We start from the raw sequence: 14,258 nt of genomic DNA, 5'->3' as shown, positions 1-14,258 counted from the left end.
TTGATACATCTTGCATGCCGGGTAGGATCCGCTTAGATTTTTTCAATTTAATAAAGAAATTCCTAAACGCGCACAAAAAATTGCTTTTACAGATGACGATTTTTCATGACAAGCAGAGGAGGATTTTGAATATGACTTTCGTGCCGATTCATGATATGTTTCTCCAATTAACTTCCCATTCGATACAGAAATCATGGCTGATTGGCAGCAGATGTGCGAGCTGATAAAAAAATTGTGTTATTTTGCTTCTATTTCAACAGAAAAATCGCTATGCGAATCGAAGCAGAGGTAACTTTTCTCACAAATTTGCGATAAATCGTTGTGAATGCATCATCTTATGCTACAATGCAATTATAAGAAACGGAGGTAATGAACCATGGCCGAACGCTTTTTTTTGTATGATGAAACCGTCGAGACAAAAACAAGATTTGTTAGCTTTATGGGAGAAAATCAACGCTTTGATTTAGCCATTATTCAATCGGACCGCTATTACGGAAAATATCTTGTACTAAATTTGCAAAGCAACCGGTTTGCGATCATTGGGGAAGATGATCTTAAAGAACCGGGGTATTTAGAAGATGTTTATCAATTAAATGATGAAGACGCAAAAGAGCTTCGGGAGTTTTTATATGAGATCGTCTAATGAATAAATTGCCTTCCATGAGGAACGATAATGGTAAAATCATGGACAGGTGAACAAAATGGACAAACAAAATGAATATACTGATTTTTCAGTAGTGGAAACAATGCGAAACTATATTATCCCGGAGGATATGCCGGAAGGCGCCTACGGAGCTCCGCGGGGAAAGGATGAACCTGTGGAGAATAAAAGCACACCTTGGGAAGAAGGTCAGCGTCCATACAGCAGTTTTAACTATGAATTCAAATCCTTGCATCAGAATTTGCCGAGACAATTTCCGGGCAGTCATCCTCCTCATGATGAACCTGATAAAAATGAAGAAGACCCGTATGAAATAAAGTAATCAGGACGGCTGTATAGCGTCCTGATTACTTTTTCACACCCAGATGTTTTTGCATCTGGCGTTTATTTTTTTATTTTCTTTAATACAAAATAAGCACAGCCGAAATTGCAATATTCATACAAATATTCATCTAATGAGCTGATTTTCGTATCATGTGTTGCTTTTTGGTTTTGATCATCAAAAAATCCTCTCAGCCGCAATTGGCTATATCCCCAATCGCCGACAATATAATCATATTTGTTTAAAATTTCACTGTACCTTGCTTTAAAAGCCTCTTCATTAAAACCATTTTTAAAATCTTTTATAAGCTCGTATGTTTGATTAAAAATTGTGATCATTTACAAATTCACCCTCTTCCATATGTTTATCATAAACAAATGATTTCCCTCCATCAATTGCCTGACAACAATTTTTTAAAAGCGGCAATCCTAAAATTATAAGGAGGTGCTGAAATGAAAAAAAGGCTTTTTACTCCTTTTATCATAGCTGCGCTTGCAGCCAGCGGGTGCCAATATGATCAAGAAGGAAAAGGTCTATATAATGAAAACGGGAATACGGTAAACGTGGCAGAAAGAAATGATAATTATAACAGCAATAAAGATTCAGACAGCTTTGGATATGTCCGGCATCAAAAAAGTCCAACAGCCGGAATAGAGAAAGCCACAGTAAAAACTCCTGTCATCAATCGGGAACAATTAGCAGACGTAATCGGAAGGCTTGCCGTCCAGCTTCCAAATGTTCATGATGCTGCTACGCTCGTAACAGATGAAGAAGTTCTTATAGCGTATAAAACAGATTCAAACAACAAATTTGAAACAGCTGACCAAGTGAAAAAGACAGCTGCATCCATTGTTCCGCGTTATTTTCATATTTATGTAACCGATAATCCTAATCTGTTTAATGAAATCGAATCATACAGCACTCTTGATGGAGAGTCTCCAAATATTAACCGCAATTTAAACCAGACCATTCAGCGCATGTTAAAGTCTCCCCAAGGAAGAAAATTGAATGCTGGTGAAAATGCAAATGGCGAAGGATTCGGAGAAATGAACGAAAGTATTGATCACGACATAAAAGATCAATGAAATAAACGTTGATGCATCGGTGAATTTTTTAGAGGTTATTTACCTATTTTTATTAAAACGGGCCGTCAAGAAATTCTTGACGGCTCTGTGGCTTTAAGCTTTTGCCTGCCGCTGTTTGGCTGCCTCATTTACTTGTTCATCAGCATGATAAGACGAACGGACTAACGGACCTGCCTCGCAATGGCTGAATCCTTTTGACAAAGCAATTTCTTTTAATTCTGCAAATTCATCTGGATGGTAAAATTTTTGAACTTTTAAATGTTTTTTCGTAGGCTGCAAATATTGTCCGATTGTGATGATGTCAACATGATTTGCACGAAGGTCGTCCATCGCTTCGATAATTTCTTCTTTCGTTTCCCCAAGCCCGATCATAATGCTTGATTTTGTCGGAATATCCGGATTGATTTCTTTTGCTCTCCGCAAAAACTCCAAAGAACGTTCATAGGTTGCACGAGCGCGAACCCTTGGGGTTAAGCGCCGAATAGTTTCAATATTATGGTTTAAAATATCAGGTTTAGCATCCATTAATGTTTTTAAATTTTCGTACACTCCGCCCATGTCAGATGGAAGAACTTCTATTGTAGTAAATGGATTTTTTTTGCGCACAGCACGAACCGTTTCAGCAAAAACGGCTGCTCCGCCATCTTTCAAATCATCACGGGCAACTGCAGTGATGACAACATGCTTTAAGTTCATAATGCGGACGGAATCCGCTACACGCTCCGGCTCTTGCCAATCAAGCTCGGTTGGCAGTCCTGTTTTCACTGCACAGAAGCGGCATGCGCGTGTACAAACGCTTCCTAAAATCATAAATGTTGCCGTTCTTCTCACTGCCCAGCATTCATGAATATTGGGGCATTTCGCTTCTTCACAAACCGTATGAAGCTTTTGCTCGCGCATCAATTTTTTTAACCCTGTGTAATTCTCGTTTGTATTTAATTTTATTTTAAGCCATTCAGGTTTTCGTAAACTTTCTTCTTTTTGAGCCATTTTTCATCATCTCCAATATGTAATCATTAAAAAAATAAAGATGATACACTATAGTCAATTTAACATAAGGAAAGATATTGGACAAGAAAAAGGAATTTTATATTCCTTCAATTTCCAGCCATTGAAACTTTACTTTTTTCTTACACTAAGACATGACATGATGGAAAGGAGTTTATCAATTGTGGTTCTCAGAAAAATGTTATTATTGGCTGCACTTTTATCTTTATTTTCCAGTCATGCAAATGCGTCCAGTCAATTAACTGAACAACAAATAAATCATTTGCGAATGAGCCTGTATAAAAAGGTGGAAGCCATCACCCAGATTCCTTGGTATGTATTGGCTGCGTGCGACCAATACGAACGAAACGTCAGAAAAATAAAAAATGATATCCCAAAACAAAAAGGAGTTATTGGCATTTACATTCCTCCTGATAAATGGGCTGGGACAGCCAATCCGAATCTGAACGACCAAAATCCTGTTAGCATTCAGCTGTTCGGGGGAATCGGAATGGATGGAAACGGCGACGGCAAAGCGCAAATGGATCATGATGAAGATGTCTTATATAGTTTTGCACATTTTTTATCAAAATATGGTAATGATATAGAAAATTTAAAAATTGGTTTATGGTCTTATTATCACCGTGATAAAACGGTAGGAATTATTTTAGGTCATATGAAATTGTTCAAACATTTCGGGCATCTGCAATTAAACGAGCATGCTTTTCCTCTTCCCGTCAGAACTGATTACAGCTACCGTGACACATGGGGAGATGCGCGCGGATGGGGCGGCCGGAGAATTCATGAAGGCACAGATATATTTGCACATTATGGCGTACCGGTTCGTTCCACTTGTTACGGAATTGTCGAAATGAAAGGCTGGAATCGCTATGGGGGCTGGAGAATCGGTATTCGGGACATTCAGAATACGTACCATTATTTTGCACATTTAAACGGCTTTGCCAAAGACATTCACGTTGGACAAATCGTAAAACCGGGGCAAATCATCGGTTCTGTCGGAAGCAGCGGCTACGGCCCTCCAGGAACATCTGGCAAATTCCCGCCGCACTTGCATTACGGGATGTATAAAGACAACGGTAAAACCGAGTGGTCTTTTGACCCTTATCCGCATTTAAAACTATGGGAACGGCTTGAATGGCAAAAAGAAAAAAAATAAAGAGCCCGCACCAACTCAGGAACGGGCTCTTTATGAATCAATTTTATGTTTTTTACTCGACTGAATGGCAATTACTTGCGACTATATCGCTGATCAAATGATAGAAAATACTTTTTCATGTCTGTTGAAAAAAATCCATTAAGGAATACATCTTATTTAAATTCATAGATGGTACGTTTTGGAAACTTCTTTCATCTGTACACTATAGATGAGCAATAATCATTCTTTTATAAAAAGATAATGATTGTTTTTTATTTTTCTACCATTTTCAATAGTGCTTCTTTGCCTGTCATCCCTGCTTTAATGCCAATTGCCTCCGCTTCTGTTGTGACTGATTCCAATGGGGCTTCAAGAAGCTGCTCAATTGTCCTCACTCCGACAGCGCGGCCGGCAATAATTTTTCTCTCTTTTAATTTTTCATTCAATAAGGCTACATCAAGCGCACCGCACATAATATAACCTTTTTCGGCTGTAACAGCCATGAAATTCGTTTTTGGCAGCTGAATGGTAATGGCGGTAAATTGATGATCACCAATTTTAACCGGCGATACAGATACCATAAAATACCCTCCTTCCCTACTTCACTTTATGAAAGGAAAGGTGATGTTGACAAAAATTTATTGATGGATTTGCAGGAACTGTTTCGATAATTTCCAAGCAAGTACATCTCTTAGCAATTCAGGCATGAAGTATATTTTATTCTTTACACGGCTTAATTGCGGATATAATGGACCTAATGTAAACATATCAATAGTTGCCACTGCATACACATGATTTTGATCAAGATGTTTTCCATTTACAAAGATCTTTTTCACATGTTCCTTGCCATCTTCCAACGTTTCCATGACCGTTTCAATGCCGTCAAAAACCATACGCCCCATTACTTTGCCTCTGAAGCCTAATCCTTTAAGCTTCAATTGCTCCATTTCTTTTGTCCGTGCTTGTAAAATAACTTCTTTTAATTGATCGCCTTGAACCATGATTTTACAAGGATTAATCGGATGAGGACAAATCCGGTGCAAATCGCCTTTTGTGACGAGTCCTTTCGGAAGCGATTCAAGCAATACTCCGGCATTCACCATGGAAACTTCCCCATCGCACCATTCTTTTAAAGCGGAAGCCAACAGTTTTGCAAATGGTGAATCTGAAAACCAATCAATCCGTAATTCTTCTTTTAATTCCACAACAGCTTCGTTAAGTTTTTGAGCACTTTCAGCTTTTTTTTGATCAAGCCACTTTATAGTAAAAACATCTTCTTTTTCAATCGTTTTCGTTTCAATAATCTCCGCTTTTTTATTTACCAGCTTCTTTTGAGCAGAGTCGATCTTAAGTTCAATATGTCCAAGCCACTGTCCAAACTTTCCTGCTCCCGCCAAAAGCGTATTGCCTACAAGCTTTCCACGATCAAGCACATGATGTGTATGGGCTCCTAATATAACATCGATATCAGGAAATTGTTGAGCAATCCATTCATCATCGGATATTCCAAGGTGTGATAAAAGAATGATAACATCTGCTTTGCCCCGGATTTCCTCCAATGTTTCTTTTATATTTGCCATCGGTTCTGTTATCATCCACCCTAACTGACGGTAAAATTGCTCAAAGCAAACCGTTACGCCTAAAATACCGATTCGGACTCCATTTTGTAAATGTTTAATCACATAAGGCTTTGCCCATTTTGGTCTAGTACCGTCTAAGTAAAATAAATTAGACACAATGACAGGGAATTGTGCATGATTATACAGCCGATCCAATGCTTCAAAAGGAAGAGTAATTCCTTCATTATTTCCAATCGTTATTGCATCTGGAGTTAAATGATTCAGCAGCTCAACATTTGCGACTCCCCCGGTCGCTTCAGTAATTGGGTGAAAGCGATCGACGTGATCGCCGATATCGAATAAAAAAACAGTTTCGTTTTTACTTTTATGAATATGTTTTTTTGTTTTTAGATAATGAACGATTTTCGGCCAATTTTCAAAATGGCTGTGCAGATCATTCGTATGATATATATGAACCGTCTCAATCAAAGTCGCTCTCTCCTTCAGTCGGATACTTTTCAAAACACTCAAATAAATCAAGCTGCCTTGGCGCTAAATCATGATATGTAATTCCTAACTTTTTCATCAGTTCTTTTCCATTGTCCGCCGCGTCTTTGCCCGAGTTGTTGTTGAAAATGAGATAGAGATCTTTAGTTTGCTTTTTCAGCATTTTTATGTGTCCTTTCCATTCATCAAGCTCTTGTTCATTATATCTATATAAATATCGTACTTCACGCCAATTCCCTTCTTTTGGCCTCAGCCATCCATGAACATTTCGTCCATGAAATCTTACCAAGGTCTTTTCTCTATTCGTGCAATATAATACGGTCGGAACTGAATTTTCCCCTGCCTGCGGCTCATCACAAATGGTGTGAATCCACCCTTCCTTCTCCATGAATTGAAGCGTTTTTTCATAATATGTAGGAAGGAACCAGGAGCGGTGGCGAAATTCTAGTGCACAAGGGGCATCCTTCATTTGCTCTTTGCACCATCGCAAGAAATCAACATTTTCTCTTTTGCAGTGAAACCAAGGGGGAAATTGAAAAAGGACCATTGCCAATTTATTCGCTTCTTGAAAGGGCTGAATCATTTTATAAAAAGCAGCGAACATTTCTGAGCGGCTTTCGAAAGATCCTAAGCCTGTTTCGTGTCCAGTCATTCCTTTATACGCCTTTACAATGAATTGAAAATTTTGGGGCGTCTCGTTCACCCATTTTCGAACGTTTTTCTCAGGCTGTATCGAATAAAAAGTGGAATCGACCTCAACAACAGGAAAATGTCCTGCATAAATCGTTAATTTATCATTCGATGATGTCCCGGATGGATAGAGAGAATCATGATCTCCCCAACCTGTCAAGCCTATGTAAATCATTTCTGACTCCTATCAATGTAGTCTTTATATACTCATCATAATACAGCATCGAAAAAGATTCACGATTTAAGCACTTTTTTGTTATAAAAGGCTGGCAGTATTTTTGGACATTGTATTTATAACAACAATAAAAATAAAGAGTTTTGCAACAAAAAAGTTCAAATATCTCATCCTGTACATTTGCTGATCGAAGAAACAGGTAAAGTAAAGATGTTATAAGGATCTATGATCAGGAAATAATTCACAGATTCATCATTTACAACTTGAAAAAGCTGATGCTGCCAATTGGACTACTTCAGATAGAAAAATTACAGAAAATGGTATAATAAACATATAAGAGCACAGTTTGGCCAAATGATAAAATACACCGTATTCGACAATTTTAGTAACCTCATACAACTGTAAAAGGATTTCCATAGAAAGATTGTTAGTCCTTGCTGGATGAATGATAAAAGAGTGATAGCCACAACATGTCAGTACGAATCAATTGACTTTAGATGCTTTGAATAAAAGACTAGATGAAAAGAATATGCTGGTTGTTCAAAATGAAGAAGGATTTTTAGGAAAACTACAATTTCGTTTCAATCCCCCTGTAACAGATGAAGAAATCAAGAAGCTGCCTTTTAATATTCCTAGTGACTATGAAACCTTTCTGAAAATATGTAATGGTGCTACATTATTTGATGATCCTGAAAACGGAGGTGGACTGCAATTATTATCTGTCGAAGAGATACTAGAATATATTGATTATCCTCCAGATTGGTTTCCTATTGGATATGGCTACGTTGGCTGCGGCTCATTATAGCTTTAGCTCCCGAAAGAAAAGGATATCTTTATTGGCTTGACAACGGCAGAAGTTTGGACGATCCGTTTGGGTTTCTAAACCTGACTTTTGAAAAATGGTTTGATTACTTTATAGTAGCCCAAGGTAGTAAGTTTTGGGAATGGACATGGGATTTTAATAGGTAAATTATCGCTTAGGGCTAAATATATTTTGATCGTATAAATAAGTTTGCTTCTTCTTTATGAAAGGGTCTCATTAAAAAGGATGCGGCTTCAGAAAATGACGCGCAATACAAATGTATTAAGGTGGTTGTGTTGAAGATCGTGAAAGAAGCCGTGATTGTTTCTCTTGCACTCCATAATTATGTATTTTAGGAACAGTTATATTTGGCCAACATCTTATACTCCTAATATGATGAATTTTTATTAGGAGATGAAATTACTGCAAATAATATAGCATTTGGTTTTATCAATCCATTATTTTTCTTGTTATCTTTTATTCTCCTTACTGTAATTTGCGGCTCGGTTTTATTTTTGTATGAGAAGATGTTCAAGCCTCATAGAAAAACGTAAGCCATCATTTATGGTGTTCTAGAGGAGAGGGGCAAGGGAAATTTTAAAGCCTTCTGATTCTTCTTTCTCACAGCCACTATTGGCATTGGAGAAAAGCTGTTATGCAATGTAAACCTTTGAAATAGTCCGGTGAGTGACGTTTCCTGCTTGTGACAGCCTCAGAAGCGTGCAAACATGCAAACTCCCTGTTCTTTCTTTACATGATGCTCTCCTTTAGCTGGAGCGAAAGATTAAAATACTAAAGCATAAAAATAACCGCTGACACATATCTCCATGTGACCAAGAAAATTGAGGACGAGGCACTGGAGTTGTATTAACGGTATACAAACATGAATATTTAATTTTTGTGGGTGAATTGTGGGACTGTCCAGAAAGTCAAATCCCCATTGAAAACAAAAAATTATAAACACCGATATATCAACTTTTCTAAAACATTCATGGGGGCGTCAATAAGCCGTAAAAACGACTTATTAGACACCCCCTTAGTATTATAAGGATTATCCAATACTTCCTTCCATTTCAAACTTGATGAGGCGGTTCATTTCAACGGCGTATTCCATTGGCAGCTCTTTTGTGAATGGTTCAATGAATCCCATGACGATCATTTCGGTTGCTTCCTCTTCAGAAATGCCGCGGCTCATGAGATAAAACAGCTGCTCTTCAGATACTTTCGATACTTTTGCTTCATGTTCCAAAGATATATTATCGTTTAAGATTTCATTATATGGAATCGTGTCGGAAGTTGATTGGTTATCCATGATTAATGTGTCGCATTCAATATTTGCACGTGCTCCATCTGCTTTCCGACCAAAATGGACAATACCTCGGTACGTTACTTTTCCACCTTGTTTCGAGATCGATTTCGAAACAATCGTAGATGAAGTATTCGGAGCTAAATGAAGCATTTTCGCTCCTGCATCTTGATGTTGACCTTTACCGGCAAGGGCAATGGACAATGTCATGCCGCGTGCACCTTCACCTTTCAAAACGACTGCAGGATATTTCATAGTTAATTTCGAACCGATGTTTCCGTCAATCCATTCCATTGTTGCATTTTCTTCACAAACCGCACGTTTCGTTACTAAGTTATACACATTGTTTGCCCAGTTTTGAATTGTTGTATAGCGGCAATAGGCTCCCTTTTTCACAATGATTTCTACAACAGCACTGTGCAGCGAGTTAGTTGTGTAGACAGGCGCCGTACATCCTTCAACATAATGAACGTGGGCACCTTCATCAACTATAATTAATGTCCGTTCAAATTGTCCCATGTTTTCTGAATTAATTCGGAAATATGCTTGCAAAGGCGTATCAACTTTTACTCCAGGCGGAACATAAATAAATGAACCCCCTGACCAAACTGCAGAGTTTAAAGCGGCAAATTTGTTATCAGTCGGCGGAACGACCGTCGCCCAATATTTTTTAAAGATGTCCTCGTTTTCTTTTAAGGCGCTGTCTGTATCTTTAAAAATGATGCCCATTTTTTCAAGGTCTTCTTTCATATTGTGATACACAACTTCTGATTCGTATTGGGCAGAAACACCTGCTAAATATTTTTGTTCCGCTTCAGGAATTCCGAGCTTATCAAAAGTACGTTTAATTTCTTCTGGAACTTCATCCCAAGAACGTCCTGAGTGTTCAGAAGGTTTTACGTAATAAGTAATTTCATCGAAATCTAAAGCAGACAAATCGCCGCCCCATTGAGGCATTGGCATTTTATAAAAATGATCTAAAGCTTTCAAGCGGAATTGCAGCATCCACTCAGGCTCATTTTTCATTTTCGAAATTTGTTCAACAATTTCTCTTGTCAATCCGCGTTCTGCTCGGTAAATAGAAACGTCTTTATCGACAAAACCATACTTATAATCGCCTATTTCAGGCATTTTTTTCGCCATACTTTCTCACTCCAATCTAATTTAAATTTTATCACTCGACTTCAGATCGCACACCTTTTTCCATCGCTTTCCAGGCAAGCGTTGCACATTTGATTCGAGCTGGAAATTTTGAAACGCCTTGCAATGCTTCAATATCTCCTAAATCAATATCATCATCGTATTCCTTGCCTTGCATCATATCGGAGAAGATTTTAGAAAGCTTCAGAGCATTTTCAATCGTTTGTCCTTTGATCGCTTCGGTCATCATGGATGCCGATGACATCGAAATGGAGCAGCCTTCCCCTTCAAACTTCGCATCGATGACTTTTCCATCTTCAATTTTCATTGTCAAATGAATTCTATCACCGCAGGTTGGATTGTTCATGTCAACCGTAACGCTGTCTTGAAGAGAGCCTTTATTTCTAGGATTTTTATAGTGATCCATAATGACTTGACGATACAATGTGTCAAGATTATCAAATGACATTGCCGAAATACTCCTTTGTTTTTTGAATTGCGCGAATGAATAAATCAATTTCTTCTTCAGTATTATATAGATAAAAGCTCGCCCGTGCTGTCGCTGATACTTTTAAGCATTTCATCAATGGCTGGGCGCAATGGTGCCCGGCTCGGATCGCAATACCTTCCGCATCCAGAACAGTTGCCACATCGTGAGGATGAATGCCTTCGAGGTTGAAGGTAACGAGCCCAGCCCGTTCTTTCGGTCCGTAAATTGTCATGCCTTCAATATTTGAGCATTGTTCCAATGCATATTGGGCAAGTCTATGTTCATGATTGAAAATATTCTCAAGCCCAATTTCTTCTAAAAAGTCAATTGCTGCGGCTAATCCAACTGCTCCGGCAATAATTGGTGTACCAGCTTCAAATTTCCATGGGAGCTCCTTCCATGTAGATTCATATAAACCGACAAAATCAATCATCTCTCCGCCGGTTTCAACCGGCTCCATATTTTCGAGCAGCTCTTTTTTTCCGTATAGAACACCGATTCCTGTCGGAGCACACATTTTATGTCCAGAGAAAGCAAGAAAATCACAATTTAAATCTTGAACATCAATTTTCATATGTGGTGCTCCTTGAGCAGCATCTACGACAAGAACAGCTCCGTTTTGATGAGCAATTTCGCCTATTTCTTTTACTGGATTGATCGTGCCAAGAACATTGGATACGAGCGCAATCGAAACAATTTTCGTATTGGCTGTAATCGTATTTCGAACATCACTTAATGAGATAGTTCCGTCTTCTTTTAGTGGTATATATTTTAACGTAGCTCCTGTTTCTTTTGCAACTTGCTGCCATGGAATTAAATTGGCATGATGCTCCATGTACGTAATGACAATTTCATCGCCTTCATTTAAATTGGCCCTTCCATAGCTCTGTGCCACCATATTTAGTCCTGTTGTTGTTCCCCGTGTAAAAATAATTTCCTGGACGGATTTTGCGTTAATAAATTGACGAACTCTTTCCCGTGAACCTTCATAGGCATCTGTAGCTTTTGTACCAAGTGTATGAACACCGCGATGCACATTTGAATTGTACTCGCGGTAGTATTTTGTGATTGCATCAATGACGACATTTGGCTTTTGCGATGTTGCAGCATTATCCAAATAAACTAAATCGCGGCCGTTGACCTTTTGACTAAGGATCGGGAACTGTTTGCGAATTTCTTTAATATCCATTACCGAACTTTCCTTTCAATAACCTCTGTCAATTGGTTTTTTACACTTTCAATCGGCATTTGTCTTACAACAGGATCTAAAAATCCATGAATAATTAATCGCTCAGCCTCCGATTTTGAAATTCCTCTGCTCATTAAATAGTAGAGCTGAATCGGGTCAACACGTCCCACAGATGCGGCATGGCCGGCGACAACATCATCTTCATCAATGAGCAAAATCGGATTTGCGTCTCCTCTTGCCTTTTCACTTAACATTAAAACGCGGGATTCCTGCTCAGCATTTGATTTCGATGCACCGTGCTCAATTTTGCCGATGCCGTTAAAAATGGACGTCGCACTGTCTTTCATAACACCATGTTTTAAAATGTTGCCTTCGGTATGTTTGCCAAAGTGAACGACCTTCGTCGTAAAGTTTTGAATTTGGCTTCCTCTCCCAACAACAACTGTTTTTGTATCGCCTATAGAACCGTCTCCGACAAGATTTGTTGTGTTTTCAGAAATCGTATTGCCGTCATTCATTAATCCTAATGCCCAAAGAATTTTTGCATCGCGTCCAGCAACCCCGCGGCGGTTCACATATGTTGTGATGTTTTCAGTCAGATTGTCAACCGCACCGTAGGAAACTTTCGCATTAGTATTGGCGATAACTTCGGTAATTAAATTAAACACAGCACCCTCTGTTTCGGTGGTCGAGATGTAGTTTTCGACATACGTAACAGAACTATTATCATCCGCAACGATGATCACATGATTAAACAAATTGGCTTCAGGGTTTTCATGTATAAAAACCGCCTGAAGAGGCTTTTCCACTTCTACATTTTTCGGCACATACACAAAGACCCCGCCGTTTAAATAGGCTGCGTGCAAAGCTGTCAGCCGATGTTCATCAATTTTTACTCCATCTTTCATAAAATATTGCCGAAGCAAGTCTCCGTGTTCCTTCGCAGCCGTGTGAATGTCAGTAAAAATAACTCCTTTTTCTTTCAAATCTTCAGAGACTGTCAAAAAAGCAGGCGTATTGTCACGTTGTATATAGAGATTTTTATGTTCTTCATCTGCCTCAATAAGCGTTTTTACTTCTTCCGGCAGCTCATCAAGAGAAGATAGAGTGCTGCTGGAAACGACATGTTTAGAAAACTGAGAGAAATTCCATTTGTCGATTTTTGTTTTATCCGGCTTTGGCAATGGAAGCTCTTCAGCTTTTGCAAGAGCAAGCAAGCGAAGATCTTTCAGCCAGTCCGGTTCTCCTAACTGTTTGGAGAAATTTTCTATATATTTCTGGTCAAACGGTAGTTTCGTTTCTACAGTCATTTTGATCCTCCTAACGCTTACGCTTCTTGCCCTACTGTTTCGTCTTCGATGCCTAATTCCTTTTTAATCCAGTCATATCCTTCTGCTTCAAGACGCTGAGCTAGTTCTGCTCCACCGGATTTCACGATTCTTCCTTGCATCATAACATGAACAAAATCTGGTGTAATATAGTTTAACAGACGTTGATAGTGTGTAATAATCAAGCAGCCAAACTCAGGGCTCCGCATTTCGTTGATGCCTTTGGAAACAATTTTCAACGCATCAATATCTAAGCCTGAATCAATTTCGTCCAAGATGGCAATCTTAGGCTCAAGCATCATTAATTGAAGTATTTCATTCCGCTTTTTCTCACCGCCCGAGAATCCTTCATTTAAATATCGCTGCGCCATCCCTTGATCCATTTCAAGAAATTCCATTTTTTCATCCATTTTGCGAATAAATTTCATTAAAGAAATTTCGTTGCCTTCGCCTCGGCGGGCGTTGATAGCTGAACGCAAGAAATCAGCATTTGTGACTCCGCTGATCTCACTTGGATATTGCATGGCAAGAAAAAGTCCTGCACGCGCTCGCTCATCTACTTCCATCTCAAGCACATCTTGTCCGTCGAGAGTTATGGAGCCTTGTGTCACTTCATATTTTGGATGTCCCATGATCGCGGAGGAAAGAGTTGATTTTCCTGTTCCGTTCGGCCCCATAATCGCATGAATTTCTCCGCCTTTTATTTCAAGGTTCACGCCTTTTAAAATTTCTTTCCCTTCTACGGAAACATGCAAATCTTTAATCGTTAATGTAGATCCTGACATAACCAATACCTCCATTAATCTATAGGTCAAATATTAATATCATTCTCAATTTATTCTCATTATTATTTTATAACAA

Annotated in this window: 15 protein-coding genes; 5 read left to right on the top strand and 10 right to left on the bottom strand. The window is 38.7% G+C overall.

Annotated features, from left to right (window positions below; translation table 11 throughout):
• Positions 1-376 precede the first annotated feature (376 nt).
• Entirely contained in the window at positions 377-643 is a 267-nt protein-coding gene (locus NSQ44_RS04290) for a DUF3055 domain-containing protein (RefSeq protein WP_063387089.1), read from the top strand.
• Positions 644-701: 58 nt separating this feature from the next.
• Positions 702-983, top strand: a complete 282-nt coding sequence (locus tag NSQ44_RS04285; protein WP_063387090.1) for a hypothetical protein — start codon at positions 702-704, stop codon at positions 981-983.
• A gap of 62 nt (positions 984-1,045) precedes the next feature.
• On the opposite strand, the gene NSQ44_RS04280 is transcribed toward NSQ44_RS04285, so the two are convergent.
• Positions 1,046-1,321, bottom strand: a complete 276-nt coding sequence (locus NSQ44_RS04280; RefSeq protein ID WP_063387091.1) for a YutD family protein — start codon at positions 1,319-1,321, stop codon at positions 1,046-1,048.
• 114 nt (positions 1,322-1,435) lie between these two features.
• Here NSQ44_RS04280 and NSQ44_RS04275 point away from each other — a divergent pair, with 114 nt between their 5' ends.
• Positions 1,436-2,068, top strand: a complete 633-nt coding sequence (locus NSQ44_RS04275) for a YhcN/YlaJ family sporulation lipoprotein (RefSeq protein ID WP_063387092.1) — start codon at positions 1,436-1,438, stop codon at positions 2,066-2,068.
• 93 nt (positions 2,069-2,161) lie between these two features.
• Here the strand turns inward: NSQ44_RS04275 and lipA are convergent, their stop codons facing one another.
• The gene (gene lipA, locus NSQ44_RS04270) at positions 2,162-3,058 is read right to left on the bottom strand and encodes a lipoyl synthase (RefSeq protein ID WP_340855224.1); all 897 of its coding nucleotides are present in this window, start codon (positions 3,056-3,058) and stop codon (positions 2,162-2,164) included.
• Between the two features lie 196 nt (positions 3,059-3,254).
• Between lipA and NSQ44_RS04265 the strand changes: the two genes are divergently transcribed.
• Positions 3,255-4,232 (top strand): M23 family metallopeptidase, encoded by a 978-nt coding sequence (locus NSQ44_RS04265; protein ID WP_130157080.1) that lies wholly within the window; start codon positions 3,255-3,257, stop codon positions 4,230-4,232.
• Between the two features lie 251 nt (positions 4,233-4,483).
• On the opposite strand, the gene NSQ44_RS04260 is transcribed toward NSQ44_RS04265, so the two are convergent.
• From NSQ44_RS04260 to NSQ44_RS04250, 3 genes are read right to left on the bottom strand one after another with little or no spacing between them, the layout of a single operon-like run.
• Positions 4,484-4,792, bottom strand: coding sequence for a YunC family protein (locus tag NSQ44_RS04260; RefSeq protein WP_063387095.1), 309 nt, complete (start codon positions 4,790-4,792; stop codon positions 4,484-4,486).
• Between the two features lie 57 nt (positions 4,793-4,849).
• Positions 4,850-6,259 carry a bifunctional metallophosphatase/5'-nucleotidase gene (locus tag NSQ44_RS04255; protein WP_066249209.1) on the bottom strand — a complete coding sequence of 470 codons (1,410 nt, stop codon included), beginning with the start codon at positions 6,257-6,259 and terminating at the stop codon, positions 4,850-4,852.
• Entirely contained in the window at positions 6,252-7,142 is an 891-nt protein-coding gene (locus NSQ44_RS04250) for a DUF72 domain-containing protein (RefSeq protein WP_340855221.1), read from the bottom strand. The genes NSQ44_RS04255 and NSQ44_RS04250 overlap by 8 nt, the downstream gene beginning before the upstream one ends.
• A gap of 529 nt (positions 7,143-7,671) precedes the next feature.
• Between NSQ44_RS04250 and NSQ44_RS04245 the strand changes: the two genes are divergently transcribed.
• Positions 7,672-7,947, top strand: a complete 276-nt coding sequence (locus NSQ44_RS04245; protein ID WP_340855218.1) for an SMI1/KNR4 family protein — start codon at positions 7,672-7,674, stop codon at positions 7,945-7,947.
• A 1,048-nt stretch (positions 7,948-8,995) separates the two neighbouring features.
• Here NSQ44_RS04245 and sufB read toward each other — a convergent pair.
• From sufB to sufC, 5 genes are read right to left on the bottom strand one after another with little or no spacing between them, the layout of a single operon-like run.
• Complete coding sequence (gene sufB, locus NSQ44_RS04240) at positions 8,996-10,393, bottom strand: Fe-S cluster assembly protein SufB (RefSeq protein WP_063386926.1); 1,398 nt, start codon at positions 10,391-10,393, stop codon at positions 8,996-8,998.
• A gap of 31 nt (positions 10,394-10,424) precedes the next feature.
• Positions 10,425-10,859 (bottom strand): Fe-S cluster assembly sulfur transfer protein SufU, encoded by a 435-nt coding sequence (sufU, locus tag NSQ44_RS04235; protein WP_063386927.1) that lies wholly within the window; start codon positions 10,857-10,859, stop codon positions 10,425-10,427.
• Positions 10,849-12,069, bottom strand: coding sequence for a cysteine desulfurase (locus NSQ44_RS04230; protein WP_340855214.1), 1,221 nt, complete (start codon positions 12,067-12,069; stop codon positions 10,849-10,851). The genes sufU and NSQ44_RS04230 overlap by 11 nt, the downstream gene beginning before the upstream one ends.
• A complete protein-coding gene (sufD, locus tag NSQ44_RS04225; protein WP_340855213.1) occupies positions 12,069-13,379 on the bottom strand; it encodes a Fe-S cluster assembly protein SufD in 1,311 nt (436 codons plus the stop codon). Before sufD ends, NSQ44_RS04230 begins: the two co-directional genes overlap by 1 nt.
• A 17-nt stretch (positions 13,380-13,396) precedes the next feature.
• Positions 13,397-14,182, bottom strand: a complete 786-nt coding sequence (gene sufC, locus NSQ44_RS04220) for a Fe-S cluster assembly ATPase SufC (RefSeq protein ID WP_063386930.1) — start codon at positions 14,180-14,182, stop codon at positions 13,397-13,399.
• Positions 14,183-14,258 lie beyond the last annotated feature (76 nt).

Origin of the sequence: Aeribacillus sp. FSL M8-0254 (assembly GCF_038008845.1) — a bacterium.
GTDB lineage: Bacteria > Bacillota > Bacilli > Bacillales > Aeribacillaceae > Aeribacillus > Aeribacillus composti.
Note: the sequence above shows the minus strand (reverse complement) of the source record. Positions and strands in the feature narration are given on the sequence as shown.

Coding starts and splice junctions, on each gene's coding strand:
- NSQ44_RS04290 (WP_063387089.1), top strand. CDS start 377: ATGGCCGAACGCTTTTTTTTGTATGATGAAACCGTCGAGACAAAAACA.
- NSQ44_RS04285 (WP_063387090.1), top strand. CDS start 702: ATGGACAAACAAAATGAATATACTGATTTTTCAGTAGTGGAAACAATG.
- NSQ44_RS04280 (WP_063387091.1), bottom strand. CDS start 1,321: ATGATCACAATTTTTAATCAAACATACGAGCTTATAAAAGATTTTAAA.
- NSQ44_RS04275 (WP_063387092.1), top strand. CDS start 1,436: ATGAAAAAAAGGCTTTTTACTCCTTTTATCATAGCTGCGCTTGCAGCC.
- lipA (WP_340855224.1), bottom strand. CDS start 3,058: ATGGCTCAAAAAGAAGAAAGTTTACGAAAACCTGAATGGCTTAAAATA.
- NSQ44_RS04265 (WP_130157080.1), top strand. CDS start 3,255: ATGTTATTATTGGCTGCACTTTTATCTTTATTTTCCAGTCATGCAAAT.
- NSQ44_RS04260 (WP_063387095.1), bottom strand. CDS start 4,792: ATGGTATCTGTATCGCCGGTTAAAATTGGTGATCATCAATTTACCGCC.
- NSQ44_RS04250 (WP_340855221.1), bottom strand. CDS start 7,142: ATGATTTACATAGGCTTGACAGGTTGGGGAGATCATGATTCTCTCTAT.
- NSQ44_RS04245 (WP_340855218.1), top strand. CDS start 7,672: ATGCTGGTTGTTCAAAATGAAGAAGGATTTTTAGGAAAACTACAATTT.
- sufB (WP_063386926.1), bottom strand. CDS start 10,393: ATGGCGAAAAAAATGCCTGAAATAGGCGATTATAAGTATGGTTTTGTC.
- sufU (WP_063386927.1), bottom strand. CDS start 10,859: ATGTCATTTGATAATCTTGACACATTGTATCGTCAAGTCATTATGGAT.
- NSQ44_RS04230 (WP_340855214.1), bottom strand. CDS start 12,069: ATGGATATTAAAGAAATTCGCAAACAGTTCCCGATCCTTAGTCAAAAG.
- sufD (WP_340855213.1), bottom strand. CDS start 13,379: ATGACTGTAGAAACGAAACTACCGTTTGACCAGAAATATATAGAAAAT.
- sufC (WP_063386930.1), bottom strand. CDS start 14,182: ATGTCAGGATCTACATTAACGATTAAAGATTTGCATGTTTCCGTAGAA.